This window comes from Streptococcus parapneumoniae, assembly GCF_037076355.1.
GTDB lineage: Bacteria > Bacillota > Bacilli > Lactobacillales > Streptococcaceae > Streptococcus > Streptococcus parapneumoniae.
In genome coordinates, this window is sequence record NZ_AP026968.1 from 134,057 (window position 1) to 151,266 (window position 17,210).

Genomic DNA, 17,210 nt, shown 5'->3' on the forward strand with positions numbered 1-17,210 from the left:
CTCCTAGCCTAATATAGTCCATAGTATGTCAAAACTGTTATTTTCAATCAGGATATATATCCCCAATCCTAAATAAACAACGGCAATAAACCATCTGCTATATTTTTCCAAAATTTCTCCAACAGAAGAGACTTGTGCCAATTTTTGGGCAGAAAAAACCAAGAGATAAATCATGACTAGAAAGGTAAGTAAAGCTACTATCAAATTTGCTAAATTTAAGGTAGTAAAATATGGAACAAAGACACCAATATTGTCAGCACCACAACTTGCAAAAGTAATCATAGCGACTAGAAATATCAGGTTTTTATTATCTTTGCGCAAACCTTCTTTGGCAATAGCTTCTCCATCAGAATCTCCTAAAAGCAAAACTTTGAGACCTAGGAAAATTGGAATCAAACCGAGTAAACCTAAAATCTCTTTACTAGGAATATAATTTAAGACAAATGCAAAAAGCAAACTTAGCAATATTAGACTAACAGAGCCTAGAAATTGTCCTAAATAGATGTTAATGATGTCTTTTCTGCTTTTTCTTTTGGCAAAAAATAACATTAGGATAATAAGTAAGTCTACGGCTGTCCCAGAATACAGTATTATTGAAGTAACAACATTTTGAATCATAAAACACCTCATTCAAATATATTTTTGAATGTATTTTAACATTAAACTTTGTAGATGTCAACTTAAAATTCACCAAAATATAGATAAGGCGTTAGTGTACCAAATATTAAAAAGCCCTGCCATCGAAATGATAGCAGGGCTTAACTTCAATATCCAGATGATATATTTATCTAAAAAAGGTAGAGTAAAAGGTAGAGTTTTTATTGATTTGTAGTGCGATATAATGAGTTTCAAAAAATCAAAAATCACTTTAAATCAATATTTTGACGTCTATTGACGTGTACTGAAACCCTTACTTAACTTCTGTAAACACAACGTGTTTGCGAAGTTTTGGTGAGTATTTCTTCAATTGAAGACGGTCTGGAGTGTTACGTTTGTTTTTAGAAGTAAGGTACAAGCGTTCACCAGATTCTTTGTGTTCAAGTGTAATATTTACGCGCATGGTATCTCCCTTCTATTATTCAGCTGATGCAGCTTTAGCGATTTTACGTCCTTTGTAGTATCCTTTAAGTGATACACGGTGAGAACGTGAGTAATCTCCAGTAGTTTCGTCAAAGTTTACAGATGGAGCTGTTACTTTGTAGTGTGTACGACGTTTGTTTTTCTTCGCTTTTGAAGTGCGACGTGCAGGTACTGCCATTTTGATTTCTCCTTTAGGTATTTATATTCGATTCAATCTACTGATTTTCATCAACCATACTAGGATAACACATTTTTTTTGTAAAGTAAAGTTACTTGACAAAAAAAGATGAAAAAATTCTCCTGTCAGACCTAGCAGACAGGAGAAGGTGTTAAATATCAATCTCAAATGGTTCGTCAATGGTTTCTGATACGTATTTTCCGTCTTTTTTCCGTTGCTTGACACATTCTGTGAGGAGATACTCGATTTGCCCATTGACTGATCGGAAGTTATCTTCTGCCCATGATGCGAGTGCAGCGTATAACTTTGTTGAGAGTCGAAGGGGGATCTGCTTTTTTTAGCTTCAGCCATCTTTAGTAAAGACTTCCTGTGTTGACAATTGGTTGTGCATCATGATTGCCACAAAGAACGACAAGGAGATTTGAAACCATGGCAGCTTTTCGCTCTTTGTCAAGCTCTACCAATTCCCCTTAATTGAGCCGTTCTAGTGCCATTTCAACCATTCCTATTAATTGTTATCTAAATGATATCGCTTTAATTTATAACGTCAAGAAAAAGTAGAAAAATAATTACTAAAAACTTTCAGCCCAATAATTTCTTTTAAAAGGTGAGATTATATTGTGCTCAAATACTCTTTTATTCTTATAACTTTTACACTATAATTGTAGTTAGAAAGGAAGAGAAATGTTTGATTATAGAGCACTAGTTATTTTGATGACTTTGATGGATCATTGTGAGCTATCATTATATGAATTATCTGTTAAGGTGAGCTTACCTATAAAGGAAGTCAAAGAAGGAATAGATTATTTAGTGCCTTATCTAGCTAATAAAGGGATAGTGCTGGATAAAAAGCAAGGTCGCTATAGTTTATCAAATCGTACGAAGCAGTCTTTGACAGATATTATTAAGTCGGATGAATTGGTTTTACCAAAGTCGACTCGCTTAGCATTAATCTATCTTTACACTTTTTGCCGATTAGATTTTATATCGAATAATCATTACCAAGACTTTTTGAAAGTAAGTAAGAATACAACCTTATCTGATATTCAATCATTAAGAAAGATTATATTAGATAATGATTTGGAGCTAGGGTACAGTAGAGCAAAAGGTTATACTTTACACGGCTCAGAGTGGAATAAGCACCGTTTAGCTTTTCAAATGGTTAGTGAGTTGCTGGAATCCTCCATAGGGATTTGGGGTTTGGATTATGTTTTATCCAGTTGGGGGTATTCATTAACTTATGATTTGATAAATCAGGTAGTTAAAGATTATTATGAGAAGCTACAGCTAGTACCTATTGTTAATCAATTAAAAGTTTGCCTTTTCGGTTTAGTATTCATTCTGTGTAGGTATCAAAGGGATGTTGAAAGAGTATGTCTTTCAGAGACATTAGTATCTCCTGTTATTCAAGATATAACCACTATTTTATTGGATACAGTGGTTGATTTGGGAATTATAGATACGGTGTTTTCTGAGGATGATTATCGCTATATCACAGTTTTATTATCAAGTTGCTTTGAAGGTGAAGTAGATGTTGCTCCGGTTTACTTTAATCAATTAACAGAGGCTATTATAAGTAGAATGGAAGATATTTCTTTATTACATTTTAAACAAAGGGAAGGATTGAGAGAAAATCTTCGCCGCCACCTTATACCGGCTTACTATAGATTAAAGTTCGGCTTACCTAGTTCAAATGAATATGTATTGCATGTTAAAGAACATTATCCTGATTTATTTGAGTTAGTCAAAGATTCTTTGATGCCCTTGATGGATGCTATTGACAATCCCATACCTGATAGTGAAACAGCATATTTTGTTATCCATTTCGGAGGTTATTTAAAGAAAGCAGATACTTTGCCTCAAAAATGGTATAAAGCAGCAATCATTTGTCCTAATGGTGTTAGTTCTTCATTGATGTTAAAAGAGAATCTATTAGCATTATTTCCTCAAATTGAGTTTATAGGAACTTCAAAGATTGATGATTTACAGGTGAAAGCTAGTAGTGACTATGATATGGTTTTTTCTACCATAAAGGTGGAGACAGAAAAGCCAAATTATCTAGTCTCGGTTATGATGACTGAAGAGCAAGCAATACAACTAGTAGAACTAGTGTTAAAAGATTTTCCGAATTTAGAGTATGGGGATTTTGAGATTGAACAAATCCTGAATATTGTCAAAAGATATGGAATTATTACACAAGAATTGGAATTAAGATTGGCGTTAAAGAATTATCTTTATCAAAAAAATGATAGAAAGGAAATTGTACCAGTGCTAGAACAACTTATTACCAAAGAAACCTATCAGGTTAGTTCGCAAAAATTAGGATGGAAGGAGGCGATTCGTTTAGCAGCTAAACCGCTTTTGGATCAAGATAAGATAACGGAGAACTACCCTGAGGCAATGATTCAAAAAGTAGAAGAGTTTGGGCCTTTTATTAATTTAGGGAAGGGAGTAGCAATTCCTCACGCTCGGCCAGATGAAGGTGTGAATGAAATAGGAATGTCAATGTTAGTTTTGGAAGAACCGATTTATTTATTGGATAATCCAGAACAAGAGGTAAGATTGTTGATTTGTATTGCAGCCATTGATAATGAAAGTCATTTAAAGGCTTTGTCACATTTAACAACAATTTTAAGAGATAAAAATCATGTTCAAACTTTAATATCATCAAAAAACTATGATGACATTGAAATGATAATTAAACAGGAGGATTAAATAATGTTAAAAATTGGTACAGCTTGTGGTTCAGGATTAGGTTCAAGTTTTATGGTACAGATGAATATTGAATCTGTATTGAGTGATTTGAATGTTTCAGATGTAGAAGTTGAACACTATGATTTAGGTGGAGCAGATCCAAATGCTGCTGATATTTGGATTGTTGGTCGTGATCTAGCTGATTCAGCTAGTCATCTTGGAGATGTTCGTATCTTAAATAGTATTATTGATATGGATGAACTACGAGAATTAATTACTAAACTTTGTGAAGAAAAAGGACTTATATAGGAGGCTAGCGTCATGATGAAGTTCATATTGGATATTGTTAGTACACCAGCTATTTTAGTAGCTTTAATTGCAATCTTAGGATTAGTTCTTCAGAAGAAGAAATTACCTGATATTATTAAAGGTGGAATTAAGACCTTTGTTGGTTTCTTAGTTGTATCTGGTGGTGCAGGAATTGTACAAAATTCTTTAAATCCATTTGGTACCATGTTTGAGCATGCTTTTCATTTATCTGGCGTTGTGCCGAATAATGAAGCGATTGTAGCTGTAGCTTTAACAACATATGGCTCAGCTACTGCAATGATTATGTTTGCAGGTATGGTATTCAATATCTTAATTGCTCGTTTTACTCGATTCAAATATATCTTTTTAACAGGGCACCACACTCTATATATGGCGTGTATGATTGCAGTCATTTTATCAGTTGCTGGCTTTACAAGTTTGCCTCTTATCTTACTAGGAGGATTAGCACTCGGTATTATTATGAGTATTTCCCCAGCATTTGTGCAAAAATATATGGTTCAATTAACTGGAAATGACAAGGTGGCTTTAGGTCATTTCAGTTCTTTGGGATATTGGTTGAGTGGTTTTACTGGTAGCCTTATCGGTGACAAATCAAAATCAACAGAGGACATTAAATTTCCAAAGAGTCTAGCTTTTTTACGTGATAGTACTGTTAGTATTACTTTATCCATGGCAGTTATTTATATTATTGTAGCTATCTTTGCAGGGTCAGAATATATAGAAAAAGAAATCAGTAGTGGTACAAGTGGTCTAGTTTATGCTTTACAATTAGCAGGTCAATTTGCAGCAGGTGTATTTGTTATTTTAGCAGGTGTTCGCCTTATTTTGGGTGAAATTGTTCCAGCCTTTAAAGGTATTTCAGAGCGTCTTGTACCTAATTCAAAACCTGCTTTGGATTGTCCGATTGTTTATACTTATGCACCCAATGCAGTTCTAATTGGATTTATCTCTAGTTTTGTTGGTGGTTTAGTAAGTATGGCAATTATGATTGCTTCAGGAACGGTTGTTATATTACCAGGCGTTGTGCCTCATTTCTTCTGTGGAGCGACTGCAGGTGTTATTGGGAATGCATCTGGTGGTGTTCGTGGAGCCACTATTGGAGCATTTTTACAAGGTATTTTAATCAGTTTTCTTCCAGTCTTTTTAATGCCAGTTTTGGGAGGACTTGGTTTCCAAGGATCAACTTTCTCAGATGCAGATTTTGGTCTATCAGGAATTATTTTAGGAATGTTAAATCAATTTGGCTCACAAGCAGGCATTGTGATTGGTCTTGTTCTTATTTTAGCAGTTATGTTTGGAGTATCCTTTATTAAAAAGCCATCTGTAAAGGAGGAATAAGGGATGATTTTAAGTAAAAATAGAGAAGATGAGTTAAGAAAATTTGCGACTAACATCCGATTAAATACTCTTGAAACCTTGAATCATCTTGGATTTGGTCATTATGGAGGGAGCCTGTCTATCGTAGAAGTTCTAGCAGTGCTTTATGGTGAAATAATGCCAATGACTCCAGAAATATTTGCATCGCGAGATAGAGATTATTTCATATTATCAAAAGGTCACGGAGGACCAGCTCTATACAGTACACTCTATTTGAATGGTTTCTTTGACAAAGAATTCTTATATTCTTTAAATACAAATGGAACCAAATTACCGTCTCATCCTGATAGAAATCTAACGCCAGGCATAGATATGACAACGGGCTCTTTAGGACAAGGAATTAGTGTTGCAACCGGACTTGCATATGGTCAGAGAATAAGAAAAAGTCCCTTTTATACCTATGCTATTGTTGGAGATGGTGAGTTAAATGAGGGACAATGTTGGGAGGCTATACAGTTTGCTTCTCATCAACAGTTATCTAATTTAATTGTATTTGTAGACGATAACAAAAAACAATTAGATGGTTTTACAAAGGATATTTGTAATCCAGGTGATTTTGTAGAAAAATTCTCATCATTTGGATTTGAATCCATTAGGGTCAATGGTTCAGATATTAGAGAAATTTATGAAGGGATTATCCAATTAAAACAGTCAAATAATTCATCCCCTAAGTGTATTGTATTAGACACTATTAAAGGTCAAGGAGTTCGAGAGCTGGAAGAAATGAAATCCAATCATCATCTTCGCCCTACTGTAGAGGAGAGACAAATGTTAACTTCAGTTGTAGAAAGATTAAGTCAGGAATTGGAGGAAACAGAATGATGAGAAGTACGAAAGAATTACGACATGTGTATAGAGATTTCCTTCTAGAGGCTAACCAAAGTTATTCTGATATAGTAGTTTTAGAAGCAGACTTGTCAAGTTCTATGGCTACTAATAATCTTGAAAAGGACTTTGGAGACCGTTATGTGAATGTTGGAATAATGGAAGCAGAAATGGTCGGGCTTGCAGCAGGTTTATCTATTCAGGGGTTTAGACCTTATCTTCATACATTTGGCCCTTTTGCTTCAAGAAGAGTATTTGATCAATTATTTATTTCTCTTGGGTACGCACAATTGGATGCCACTGTGATTGGCTCAGATGCAGGAGTAACGGCAGAGATGAATGGTGGAACACATATGCCATTTGAAGAAATTGGATTGTTACGTTTAATTCCTAAATCAATCATTTTTGAAGCAACTGATGATATCCAATTTCATGAAATCTTGAACCAGACATTATACTTAAAAGGACTAAAATATATTCGAACAATTAGAAAAGCTCCAGAGGCTGTATATCAAGGTGGAGAAGACTTTTCTAAAGGCTACATTGAGTTAAGACACGGTGAAGATGTTGTAATAGTTGCTTCTGGCATAATGGTTGCTCCAAGTATTCGAGTTGCGGATGAACTGTCTAAATTAGGTTATTCAGAGGTGTGATAGATTTATTTAGAATTAAACCGATACCAGAACAGATAAAAACAATGTTAAGTGGAAAAACTATATTTACTGTAGAAAACCACAATCAGATAGGTGGAATTGGCAGTGCTTTATGTGAATTATTCTCTGATGATGGAATAACAAAAATTCATCGGATGGGTGTTCAAGAAAGATTCGGTCAAGTTGGGAAAATGGATTATCTTCTTAATGAGTATGGTTTGAGTGAATCGAATATAAAAGAGAAAGTTCTAGAGTTTTATAATGCAAGATAGATGTTAAATACACTTATCTGAAAGAACTTCTGTAAAAATTACATTACGTTATTTAAAGCAAGCGGATTAAAAGCATATTCTGGTCATCAGAAAGTGCCCTGATCCGCTTTGTTGTTTTTAATTTAAAATGTTTATATGTATATAGAATTTTCTGAAAATTCAAGAATTTTCTTCTGTTCATTGCTTTTAAAATGTGCTATAATAGTAAAAACTGAAATGGGAGGGAACAAATGACTGAATTAGATAAACGTCACCGCAGTAGCATTTATGACAGCATGGTTAAATCACCAAACCGTGCTATGCTTCGTGCGACTGGTATGACAGATAAGGACTTTGAAACACCGATTGTGGGAGTGATTTCGACTTGGGCGGAAAATACACCATGTAATATCCACTTGCATGATTTTGGGAAATTGGCGAAAGAGGGTGTCAAATCGGCAGGTGCTTGGCCTGTGCAGTTTGGGACTATCACTGTAGCGGACGGGATTGCTATGGGAACACCTGGTATGCGTTTCTCTTTGACATCTCGTGATATCATTGCAGACTCAATCGAGGCGGCTATGGGTGGGCACAACGTCGATGCTTTTGTTGCTATCGGTGGCTGTGACAAGAACATGCCGGGTTCTATGATTGCCATTGCTAATATGGATATTCCAGCTATTTTTGCTTATGGTGGAACTATTGCACCGGGAAATCTTGATGGCAAAGATATTGACTTAGTTTCTGTTTTTGAGGGGATCGGAAAATGGAACCACGGTGATATGACGGCTGAGGACGTGAAACGTCTTGAATGTAATGCCTGCCCTGGACCTGGTGGCTGTGGTGGTATGTATACTGCTAATACCATGGCGACAGCTATCGAAGTTCTCGGTATGAGTTTGCCAGGCTCTTCATCTCATCCAGCTGAATCAGCAGACAAGAAAGAAGACATCGAAGCAGCAGGACGTGCTGTTGTTAAGATGTTGGAGCTTGGTCTCAAGCCATCAGACATCTTGACTCGTGAAGCCTTTGAAGATGCCATCACTGTAACTATGGCTCTCGGTGGTTCTACAAATGCCACTCTTCACTTGCTTGCCATTGCCCACGCCGCAAATGTTGACTTGTCACTTGAGGACTTTAATACCATCCAAGAACGTGTGCCTCACTTGGCCGACTTGAAACCATCTGGTCAGTATGTCTTCCAAGACCTCTACGAAGTCGGTGGTGTGCCTGCGGTTATGAAGTACTTGCTGGCAAATGGATTCCTTCACGGGGACCGTATCACATGTACGGGTAAGACTGTCGCTGAGAACTTAGCTGACTTTGCAGACCTTACACCAGGTCAAAAAGTCATCATGCCACTTGAAAATCCAAAACGCGCGGACGGTCCGCTTATCATCTTGAACGGGAACCTTGCTCCTGACGGTGCAGTTGCCAAGGTATCAGGTGTTAAAGTTCGTCGTCACGTTGGTCCAGCTAAAGTCTTTGATTCAGAAGAAGATGCGATTCAGGCTGTTCTGACAGATGAAATCGTTGATGGCGATGTAGTCGTTGTTCGTTTCGTTGGACCTAAGGGTGGTCCTGGTATGCCTGAGATGCTGTCACTTTCATCCATGATTGTTGGTAAAGGTCAGGGAGATAAGGTTGCCCTCTTGACGGATGGCCGTTTCTCTGGTGGTACTTATGGTCTGGTTGTTGGACATATCGCTCCTGAAGCTCAGGATGGTGGACCAATTGCCTACCTTCGTACAGGCGATATCGTTACGGTTGACCAAGATACCAAAGAAATTTCCATGGCCGTATCCGAAGAAGAACTTGAAAAACGCAAGGCAGAAACAACCTTGCCACCACTTTACAGCCGTGGTGTCCTCGGTAAATATGCCCATATCGTATCATCTGCTTCACGCGGAGCCGTGACAGACTTCTGGAATATGGACAAGTCAGGTAAAAAATAAACTCACACTCTTCGAAAATCTCTTCAAACCACGTCAACGGCGCCTTGCCGTAGGTATGGTTACTGACTTCGTCAGTTCTATCCACAACCTCAAAACAGTGTTTTAAGCTGACTTCGTCAGTTCCATCCACAACCTCAAAACAGTGTTTTGAGCTGACTTCGTCAATTTTATCCACAACTTCAAAACAGTGTTTTGAGCAACCTGCGGCTAGTTTTCTAGTTTGCCCTTTGATTTTCATTGAGTATCAAAAAGCAAGCCATTTTCGGCTTGCTTTTTTCATCTTTAAAAGTGATTGGTCTGATTAACGAGGTGGTAGTCCAAGGGCAATACGGCCATAGCGACTGATTCGTGTGATTTTCCAAGCAGGCGACCAGGTAACTTCAACCTTGACATCTTCGATCCCCTCGATTTGTTTCAGACCTGCAACGATTTCAATAGGCAGGCTTTCGGCACAATCACAGGCGGTGTCAGTGAAGGTCATGACAATCTTGCAGAGACCTGTTTCGTCCAGATTGATTTCATAGATCAGCCCTAGATTGTAAACATCCAATTCCACATCTGTATCAAAAACCTTCTCTAGTTTTTCGATAATTTGATCTTGCAAGGCCAAAGCACGGTCATTGATTTTGATATCCTCTCTCATTACAGTCCCTCCACATGATAAATATCCCCTATTTTCTCATAACTCTGACAATTTGGCAAGCTTTTGATGAATTTTCTGAAAAATATGATAAAATGAAGAAAATACGGAATCAAGGGGAAGTCTATGGAGCAGATTGGAAAAGTCTTTAGACAATTACGAGAGTCAAGAAATATCTCACTGAGACAAGCAACCGGGGGACAATTTTCGCCGTCTATGTTGTCCCGCTTTGAAACAGGTCAGAGTGAGCTTTCGGTGGAAAAGTTTCTATTTGCCTTGGGAAATATATCTGCCAGTGTAGAGGAAATTCTCTTTCTGGCGAGAGGTTTTCAGTATGATACAGATTCTGAGTTGAGAAAAGAAATCATAGATGTCTTGGATCCAAAGAATATAGCTCCTCTTGAGGACTTGTATCGCAAGGAGTATCAAAAGCATGTCCATTCTCAAAACAAACAGAAACATATTTTAAATGCCATTATGATTAAGTCTTATATGAAGAGCATGGATGATACGGTAGAGTTAACGGCAGAGGAAGGGAAAGTCCTTCATGATTATTTGTTTTCTACCGAGATTTGGGGAATCTATGAACTCAATTTATTTTCAGTCAGTTCTCCCTTTTTATCTGTTTCTCTTTTTACTAGATATGTACGAGAAATGGTACGCAAATCTGATTTTCTAATGGAAATGTCTGGCAATCGAAACCTTTTTCACACTATACTATTGAATGGCTTTTTAGCTAGCATTGAGTGTGAAGAATTTACCAATGCCTCTTATTTTAAACGTGTTATCGAAGAGCATTTCTACAATGAAAATGAAACCTATTTCCGAATTGTCTATTTGTGGGCAGAGGGTCTCCTTGATAGTAAACAAGGCAGAGTCAAGGAAGGTCAGAAAAAGATGGAGGATGCTGTCCGTATTTTTGAGATGCTTGGTTGTAATAAATCTGCCGAATACTATAGAAATACGACCGATTGTTGAATATCTGCAAACTACGAAAATAATTTGAAATTTTAAGCGATAGAACTATTGAGCTTTCTCAGGCCATCAAAGAAATTCTATCGTTTCTTTTTTCTCATTTTATTTGTTGCATATATTCAAAAGTTTTTCTTCTAAAATTTCTAAGTGCTATACTATAGTCATACTTCACATAAGAACTTATACTCTTCGAAAATCTCTTCAAACCACGTCAGCTCTATCTGCAACCTCAAAACAGTGTTTTGAGCAGCCTACGGCTAGCTTCCTAGTTTGCTCTTTGATTTTCATTGAGTATTTGAACAAGAAGGGAGATTATCTATGAAACTATTGTTCAGAAATCAAGCTTATCGTCTCTTGACTTTGTCACGCTTCTTCAATGCTTTTGGTGCTTCAATTTTTAATCTGGTCTTTATCGTCTATGCATCGACCCTACCACAAGCCTCCTTTGCTGTTGCTATGGCGAATATTGTCATGCTTCTTCCGACTCTCTTTACAGTTTTTGTAGGGGTTCGGGCAGATTACACGAGGGACAAGGTCAAATGGATGGTCTATAGTGGTTTGTTTCAGGCGGTTCTATTTTTTCTAGCAGCCCTAGTTGTTCAGCAAGCTAGTCTCTTTGCCTTTTCTAGCCTGTGTTTAATCAATGTCATTAGTGATGTCATCAGTGATTTTGCAGGTGGCTTGCGCATGCCTCTCATTAAGGAAAAAGTAGCTGAAGACGATCTGATGGAGGCTTATTCTTTTAACCAGTTTATCACCTATATTTCAGCTATTGGTGGTCAAGCTTTTGGAGTCTGGCTCTTAGGTCTATCTGTCAACAATTTTTCCCTCGTTGCGGGAATCAATGCCTGTTTCTTCCTAGTATCAGCCGTCATCCTCTTTTTAGGAAAAAGCAAATTGAGCCTGTCAATGTCATCTGCTGATGGTGAAATTCTAAAAAATGAGAAGCTTCCGATCAAAGAGCAGTTCCTAACGATTTATCGAAATTTACGTCTCGTTTTTCTTAAAGGTGGACAGAAAAACTTTGGATTCATGATCTTTGCTGTCTTGCTTATCAATGCCTTGGGTGGCGCTTTAGGAAGCATCTATAACATCTTCTTTTTGAGCCATTCTCTTTTGGACTTTTCTTACACAGAGGCATTATTTATCAGTCAATTCTGTGCTTTGTTAGCAATCATCATCAGTAGCCTTACGGGCAATGATTATTTTGGGAAGCAGTCCTTGCCTAGATTGATGATGTGGGTGACCGTAGGACTCAGTCTAGTTGGTCTGGCTAATGTGTTCAATCAAGTCGTACTTGGTTTACTATTTCTCTGTTCAACTCTGTATGTGTCTGGTAAAGTTCAACCAAAGATTAGTGCCATGCTCCTGAAAAATCTAGCTCCAGAGGTTCTAGCTCGTACCAGTAATTTTTTAGGTTTATTGTTCACCTTATCCATACCTGTGGGAACAGCTTGTTTTTCACTTGTAGCCGTATGGAATATACAGTTGACTTGGATGCTATTTGTTGGTCTTTCCTTGCTAGCTATTCTTTTGACAGTTATTAATCTCAAAAATGATATCTAAATCCTAAATTTTTTCTCACTGTTTTAATCCCTCTATTTATGGTAAAATAAGACTATTAAGTTTAAAGAGGATCCCCTATGAAATTACAAAAACCAAAAGGAACGCAGGATATCTTACCTGCTGAATCTGCCAAATGGCAGTACGTTGAGGGCTTTGCCCGTGAGATTTTCAAGCGCTATAACTATGCAGAAGTGCGCACGCCTATTTTTGAGCATTACGAGGTTATCAGCCGCTCTGTCGGAGATACAACGGATATCGTAACCAAGGAAATGTACGACTTCTATGACAAGGGAGACCGTCATATTACCCTCCGTCCAGAAGGAACTGCACCCGTTGTCCGTTCCTATGTGGAAAATAAACTTTTCGCCCCAGAAGTGCAAAAGCCAAGTAAGTTCTACTACATGGGCCCTATGTTCCGTTATGAGCGTCCACAGGCAGGTCGTTTGCGCCAATTCCACCAGATTGGTGTTGAGTGTTTTGGCTCTAGCAATCCAGCTACTGATGTGGAAACCATCGCTATGGCAGCTCACTTCCTGAAAGAAATCGGTATCCAAGGTGTCAAATTGCACCTTAACACTCTTGGAAATCCTGAGAGCCGTGCGGCCTACCGTCAAGCCTTGATTGACTATTTGACACCGCTCAAGGAGACCTTGTCTAAGGATAGCCAACGCCGTTTGGAGGAAAATCCTCTTCGTGTTTTGGATTCTAAGGAAAAAGAAGACAAGGTAGCAGTAGAGAATGCACCGTCTATCTTGGACTTTCTTGATGAAGAGAGCCAAGCTCATTTTGATGCTGTGCGTCAGATGTTGGAAAATCTTGGTGTAGACTACATCATCGATACCAATATGGTGCGTGGTTTGGACTACTACAACCACACGATTTTCGAGTTTATCACTGAGATTGAGGGCAATGACCTGACAGTCTGCGCGGGTGGTCGTTACGATGGCTTGGTTGCTTACTTTGGTGGCCCTGAAACTGCTGGATTTGGTTTTGGACTTGGTGTAGAGCGTCTGCTTCTCATTCTTGAAAAGCAAGGTGTGTCTCTCCCTATCGAAAACGCCCTAGATGTCTATATAGCAGTCTTGGGAGAAGGAGCAAATGTCAAGGCCTTGGAATTAGTACAGGCTCTTCGCCAACAAGGATTCAAAGCAGAGCGTGATTACCTCAACCGTAAACTCAAAGCTCAGTTCAAGTCAGCCGATGTCTTTGCAGCTAAGACCCTCATCACCCTAGGTGAGAGTGAAGTCGAAAGCGGACAAGTAACGGTCAAGAACAACCAAACCCGAGAAGAAGTGCAAGTGTCGCTTGAGACAATCAGCCAAAACTTCTCAGAAATCTTTGAAAAATTAGGCTTTTAATAGTAGATAAACTGGTTAGGATCTTATTCCTGACCTTTTTCTTTTGCAAAATGACAAAAATCATAAACTTTTTGACAAATATTCTTGTCAAAAAGAAAAAGATGTGTTACAATATAAGCAAGTTAAGAAATAGGAGGGAGCCACATGTGGGTATGGATTTTGTTTCCTTTTCTCGTCTTGATTTATATGAGTCAATCTAAGAAAATCAAGCGGATAGAGAAGAGGTTAAAGGTAATCGAAAGAAAAGAGAAAGGAAACGCAGAAATGTCGAGATTATTGCAAGAAATGATTGGAAAGAAACCAACAATCATTGGAGAACTATTTGGAACAAATTTTTGGGAAGTTGTGGATGTTGATGAGGAATGGGTCAAGCTACGATACGTAGATAAGACGGGAAAAGAAAAAATCAAGTTGCAACGTATTGAGGATATCCAAACAGTTGAATTTGATGGAGAGTAGGTGTGTAACATGCAACTAAAAAATCGTCTAAAAGAGCTTCGGGCTCGCGATGGCCTCAATCAAACCGACCTAGCTAAACTGGCAGGGGTTTCCAGACAGACCATTAGCCTACTAGAACGGGATGAGTACACCCCATCCATTATCATTGCCCTGAAAATATCTCAGATTTTCAACGAAACAGTCGAATCAGTATTTCGCTTGGAGGAGGACGAGTGATGAACAAGTATAAAGTGATTTATTACATGAGTGTTCTTGCCCTCATTGTGAATGCTTTCGCTATGGTTGGAACATTACTGGGGTGGTTCTATTTTGTTGAAAGTAAGTATTTGTTTTGGGTTAACTTAGTCCTCTTGTCCATTTTCAACTGGTTAAAGAAAAAGGAGAAAAATGATGAACAAGTATAAAGTGATTTATTATGTAGTTGCCATAGCTCTATTAGTCAGCCTGTGTCTACTAATTGGAACAAATCTAGGATGGTTTGATCTCTATTACAGCGACCAATTTATCTGGGCCTACTTTGCTCTTATCCCAGTCGTTGACTGGATTGAAAAGAAATCCAAAAATCTAGCAAGTAAATAAGGAGAATGAATATGGAAAAGAAAAAGAAAAAGAAACGTGGATTGTTATTATTTTTGATGTCTATTGTCTTGGGAGGTTTCTTGGGCATGTTTGTAGGGATGTTTAAGGCACGTGCCGAATCCCACGAAATTATGTTAGATGTGAAAGTCTTGATACCATGGATATCAGCTATTTGTTTACTGATAGGTTTCATTAGTCTTCTTTTGACGTTCAATTTCCTAAAGAAAAGCAGAAAATTTCACTCCTTGTATCAAGAGGAAATGGATGATGATCTGAATGAAGCCTATTATGTGCAGATGTATCGGAATCTCGAGTTTGGAACTATTGCTTTTAATAGTGCAAGCGTAGCGATTTTATTGGCTCTCTTCATTTCAGGAAGTGAAGTAATTGTACTCGATATAAGCCATATAACCTTATCCCTTTCCTTTTTGGGATTAGTGTTGGTTTTCAATGCTCAAAATTATCTTTTTAAGACTATTGCGATTGTTCGTCAGATTGGTTTGGTGTTTTTCTCTACACCAAAGGATATCTTGGAGCATTTAGATTCTTACGATGAAGGGGAGCGCAAGGCTAATTTGGAACAGAGTTTTCGGATTTTATTCCAATTAAATAACTATGTCTTGCCAGGTCTCTACTTTCTGATTGCTCTCTTTTCTTTACTGACAGGAGAGATTCAGTTACTAGCCTTCTTGCTTGTCGGAGCAATCCATATTTATATCAATGTGATGCAGTTACCTATGGTAAAACGCTATTTCAAATAAAGGAGTTTCTATGATTCGTGTTGAAAATGTAAGCAAAAGTTTTGGGAGCAAAAAAGCTCTTCATCAGATTTCTTTTGAGATTAAGGAGGGTGAAATCTTTGGTTTTCTTGGTCCTTCTGGCTCAGGTAAAACAACCATGATCAATGTCTTAACAGGACAGTTGGCTGCTGATCAAGGTAAAACAGTTTTGTTAGGCAAGAATTCTCAAGATTTAACCTCAAATGATTTGGAACAAATTGGTATTGTTAGTGATGGCAGTGGTTTTTATGAAAAGATGAGTCTTTATAAAAATCTTCTCATCTATGCTAAGTTATATGGTCTCAAGTCAGATAGAGTAAATCAGGTACTCCAACAGGTTGGATTGGCAGATGCTAAAGATATTATCGCAGAAAAACTATCTACAGGAATGAAACAACGAATGTTCTTGGCTCGTGCCCTTCTGAATGCACCTAAGATTCTCTTCCTAGATGAGCCAACCAGTGGCTTAGACCCTACAACATCTAAGATGATTCATACCCTACTTCAAGAATTAAAGCAGGCGGGGACAACTATCTTTCTGACCACGCATGATATGAATGAAGCAACTCTGCTTTGTGATCGCTTATCTCTTTTAAATAAGGGGAACTTAATAGAGTATGGAAGTCCGCAAGATATTATCCAGAAGTACCATGTGGATAAGAAAGTACGTGTGGTTTATAACGATGGACGAGAACAGATAGTTCCATTTGAAGAATTACCACATTTAGACACGACAGATTTGATGGTGGTTCACTCTTGTGAGCCAACACTAGAAGAAATCTTTATCAGATTGACAGGAGAAAAGTTAGATGTTTAGAAAATTAAATGCCCTACTATGGTTAAGAGTGCAAGTTCTTATTAGCAATTCAACTTTGTTGGCGACTTTATTGATGCCTTTTGGTATTGCTGTTTTATATAATGAATTTTTAAATAAGAATGGACAATTGAGCCTGTTTTTACTATCTGCTAGCTTGACGATGGTCTTGAGCATGGGAAGTGGTTATATGGTATCGATTATGATGGCTGAAGATAAGGAAAAGCGCAATCTTAAATCACTCATCCTAAGTGGTGTGACAGCAACAGAATATACTTTCAGTATGCTCATTCTCCCTATGTTGATTATGTTGCTTGGAATGATTTCACTACCAATCTATCTTAAAGTGGATGTATCAGGTTACTTATTTGCCTATGTTATCTATTTGGTCCTAGCAACTATTAGTGTTATTTTTCTCAACCTTCTAATCGGTGCGGTGTCAGATACTCAATCTAAAGCGCAAGTTTATAGTATCTTTCCTATGTTTATCGTCTCTTTTTTACCCATGTTTGCTCTTCAAAATGATACGGTTCAGAAAGTATTGGATTACTCTTTTATTGGTCCAATTGTAAATCTTTTAAATAAAAAAGGTGGAGAAATATCTTTTTCTAACATCGGCATGTTACTTGCCTGGGTACTTGTGTTAGGAATAGCAAACCTCTTTGTATTGAAAAACAGTTATAAAGCAAGATAGGAG

The 17,210-nt window shown here is 37.6% G+C and carries 21 protein-coding genes and 1 pseudogene; 17 read left to right on the top strand and 5 right to left on the bottom strand.

Going from position 1 to position 17,210, the window contains the following annotated elements:
- Positions 1 to 3: 3 nt before the first annotated feature.
- Positions 4 to 618, bottom strand: a complete 615-nt coding sequence (locus SP4011_RS00755; protein WP_000615750.1) for a CadD family cadmium resistance transporter — start codon at positions 616 to 618, stop codon at positions 4 to 6.
- A gap of 28 nt (positions 619 to 646) precedes the next feature.
- On the opposite strand from SP4011_RS00755, the gene SP4011_RS00760 reads away from it, so the two are divergent.
- Entirely contained in the window at positions 647 to 832 is a 186-nt protein-coding gene (locus SP4011_RS00760; protein WP_082242376.1) for a FanG protein, read from the top strand.
- A 78-nt stretch (positions 833 to 910) separates the two neighbouring features.
- Here the strand turns inward: SP4011_RS00760 and rpmG are convergent, their stop codons facing one another.
- From rpmG to SP4011_RS00775, 3 genes are all read right to left on the bottom strand, one after another.
- On the bottom strand, positions 911 to 1,060 hold the full coding sequence (gene rpmG, locus SP4011_RS00765) for a 50S ribosomal protein L33 (protein WP_001265622.1): 150 nt from the start codon (positions 1,058 to 1,060) through the stop codon (positions 911 to 913).
- Between the two features lie 15 nt (positions 1,061 to 1,075).
- Complete coding sequence (gene rpmF, locus SP4011_RS00770) at positions 1,076 to 1,258, bottom strand: 50S ribosomal protein L32 (protein WP_000290417.1); 183 nt, start codon at positions 1,256 to 1,258, stop codon at positions 1,076 to 1,078.
- Positions 1,259 to 1,409: 151 nt separating this feature from the next.
- Positions 1,410 to 1,586 (bottom strand): PTS ascorbate transporter subunit IIC, encoded by a 177-nt coding sequence (locus SP4011_RS00775; RefSeq protein ID WP_050243118.1) that lies wholly within the window; start codon positions 1,584 to 1,586, stop codon positions 1,410 to 1,412.
- A 356-nt stretch (positions 1,587 to 1,942) separates the two neighbouring features.
- Here SP4011_RS00775 and SP4011_RS00780 point away from each other — a divergent pair, with 356 nt between their 5' ends.
- The 6 genes and pseudogenes from SP4011_RS00780 to ilvD all read left to right on the top strand — a co-directional run bounded on the left by SP4011_RS00780 (position 1,943) and on the right by ilvD (position 9,343).
- Entirely contained in the window at positions 1,943 to 3,973 is a 2,031-nt protein-coding gene (locus SP4011_RS00780; RefSeq protein WP_265477588.1) for a BglG family transcription antiterminator, read from the top strand.
- Between the two features lie 3 nt (positions 3,974 to 3,976).
- Positions 3,977 to 4,261: a PTS sugar transporter subunit IIB gene (locus SP4011_RS00785; RefSeq protein ID WP_000912476.1), complete on the top strand. Its 285-nt coding sequence runs from the start codon at positions 3,977 to 3,979 to the stop codon at positions 4,259 to 4,261.
- A 12-nt stretch (positions 4,262 to 4,273) separates the two neighbouring features.
- Positions 4,274 to 5,620, top strand: coding sequence for a PTS ascorbate transporter subunit IIC (locus SP4011_RS00790; protein ID WP_000975300.1), 1,347 nt, complete (start codon positions 4,274 to 4,276; stop codon positions 5,618 to 5,620).
- A 3-nt stretch (positions 5,621 to 5,623) separates the two neighbouring features.
- Positions 5,624 to 6,481, top strand: coding sequence for a transketolase (locus SP4011_RS00795; protein WP_166732271.1), 858 nt, complete (start codon positions 5,624 to 5,626; stop codon positions 6,479 to 6,481).
- Positions 6,478 to 7,409 (top strand): annotated as a pseudogene (locus SP4011_RS00800) (transketolase family protein). Before SP4011_RS00795 ends, SP4011_RS00800 begins: the two are co-directional and overlap by 4 nt.
- Positions 7,410 to 7,639: 230 nt before the next feature.
- Entirely contained in the window at positions 7,640 to 9,343 is a 1,704-nt protein-coding gene (ilvD, locus tag SP4011_RS00805) for a dihydroxy-acid dehydratase (protein WP_000137343.1), read from the top strand.
- Between the two features lie 301 nt (positions 9,344 to 9,644).
- On the opposite strand, the gene SP4011_RS00810 is transcribed toward ilvD, so the two are convergent.
- The gene (locus tag SP4011_RS00810; RefSeq protein ID WP_001206380.1) at positions 9,645 to 9,986 is read right to left on the bottom strand and encodes a metal-sulfur cluster assembly factor; all 342 of its coding nucleotides are present in this window, start codon (positions 9,984 to 9,986) and stop codon (positions 9,645 to 9,647) included.
- Positions 9,987 to 10,109: 123 nt separating this feature from the next.
- Here SP4011_RS00810 and SP4011_RS00815 point away from each other — a divergent pair, with 123 nt between their 5' ends.
- The 10 genes from SP4011_RS00815 (at position 10,110) to SP4011_RS00860 (ending at position 17,207) form a co-directional block, all read left to right on the top strand.
- Positions 10,110 to 10,961 carry an Rgg/GadR/MutR family transcriptional regulator gene (locus SP4011_RS00815; RefSeq protein WP_338619479.1) on the top strand — a complete coding sequence of 284 codons (852 nt, stop codon included), beginning with the start codon at positions 10,110 to 10,112 and terminating at the stop codon, positions 10,959 to 10,961.
- 315 nt (positions 10,962 to 11,276) lie between these two features.
- Positions 11,277 to 12,524 carry a transporter gene (locus tag SP4011_RS00820; protein ID WP_338619480.1) on the top strand — a complete coding sequence of 416 codons (1,248 nt, stop codon included), beginning with the start codon at positions 11,277 to 11,279 and terminating at the stop codon, positions 12,522 to 12,524.
- Between the two features lie 77 nt (positions 12,525 to 12,601).
- Positions 12,602 to 13,882 carry a histidine--tRNA ligase gene (hisS, locus tag SP4011_RS00825; protein ID WP_050253603.1) on the top strand — a complete coding sequence of 427 codons (1,281 nt, stop codon included), beginning with the start codon at positions 12,602 to 12,604 and terminating at the stop codon, positions 13,880 to 13,882.
- A gap of 144 nt (positions 13,883 to 14,026) precedes the next feature.
- Positions 14,027 to 14,341, top strand: a complete 315-nt coding sequence (locus tag SP4011_RS00830; protein ID WP_173277668.1) for a hypothetical protein — start codon at positions 14,027 to 14,029, stop codon at positions 14,339 to 14,341.
- Positions 14,342 to 14,350: 9 nt separating this feature from the next.
- Positions 14,351 to 14,557, top strand: coding sequence for a helix-turn-helix transcriptional regulator (locus tag SP4011_RS00835; RefSeq protein ID WP_001176227.1), 207 nt, complete (start codon positions 14,351 to 14,353; stop codon positions 14,555 to 14,557).
- Entirely contained in the window at positions 14,557 to 14,745 is a 189-nt protein-coding gene (locus tag SP4011_RS00840) for a hypothetical protein (RefSeq protein ID WP_050365217.1), read from the top strand. Before SP4011_RS00835 ends, SP4011_RS00840 begins: the two co-directional genes overlap by 1 nt.
- The gene (locus SP4011_RS00845) at positions 14,732 to 14,920 is read left to right on the top strand and encodes a hypothetical protein (protein ID WP_001046123.1); all 189 of its coding nucleotides are present in this window, start codon (positions 14,732 to 14,734) and stop codon (positions 14,918 to 14,920) included. Before SP4011_RS00840 ends, SP4011_RS00845 begins: the two co-directional genes overlap by 14 nt.
- Before the next feature lie 11 nt (positions 14,921 to 14,931).
- A complete protein-coding gene (locus SP4011_RS00850) occupies positions 14,932 to 15,681 on the top strand; it encodes a DUF3169 family protein (protein ID WP_173277670.1) in 750 nt (249 codons plus the stop codon).
- A gap of 10 nt (positions 15,682 to 15,691) precedes the next feature.
- Entirely contained in the window at positions 15,692 to 16,516 is an 825-nt protein-coding gene (locus tag SP4011_RS00855) for an ABC transporter ATP-binding protein (RefSeq protein ID WP_000621677.1), read from the top strand.
- Complete coding sequence (locus SP4011_RS00860; protein WP_173277672.1) at positions 16,509 to 17,207, top strand: ABC transporter permease; 699 nt, start codon at positions 16,509 to 16,511, stop codon at positions 17,205 to 17,207. Before SP4011_RS00855 ends, SP4011_RS00860 begins: the two co-directional genes overlap by 8 nt.
- The last annotated feature ends 3 nt before the right edge of the window (positions 17,208 to 17,210 follow it).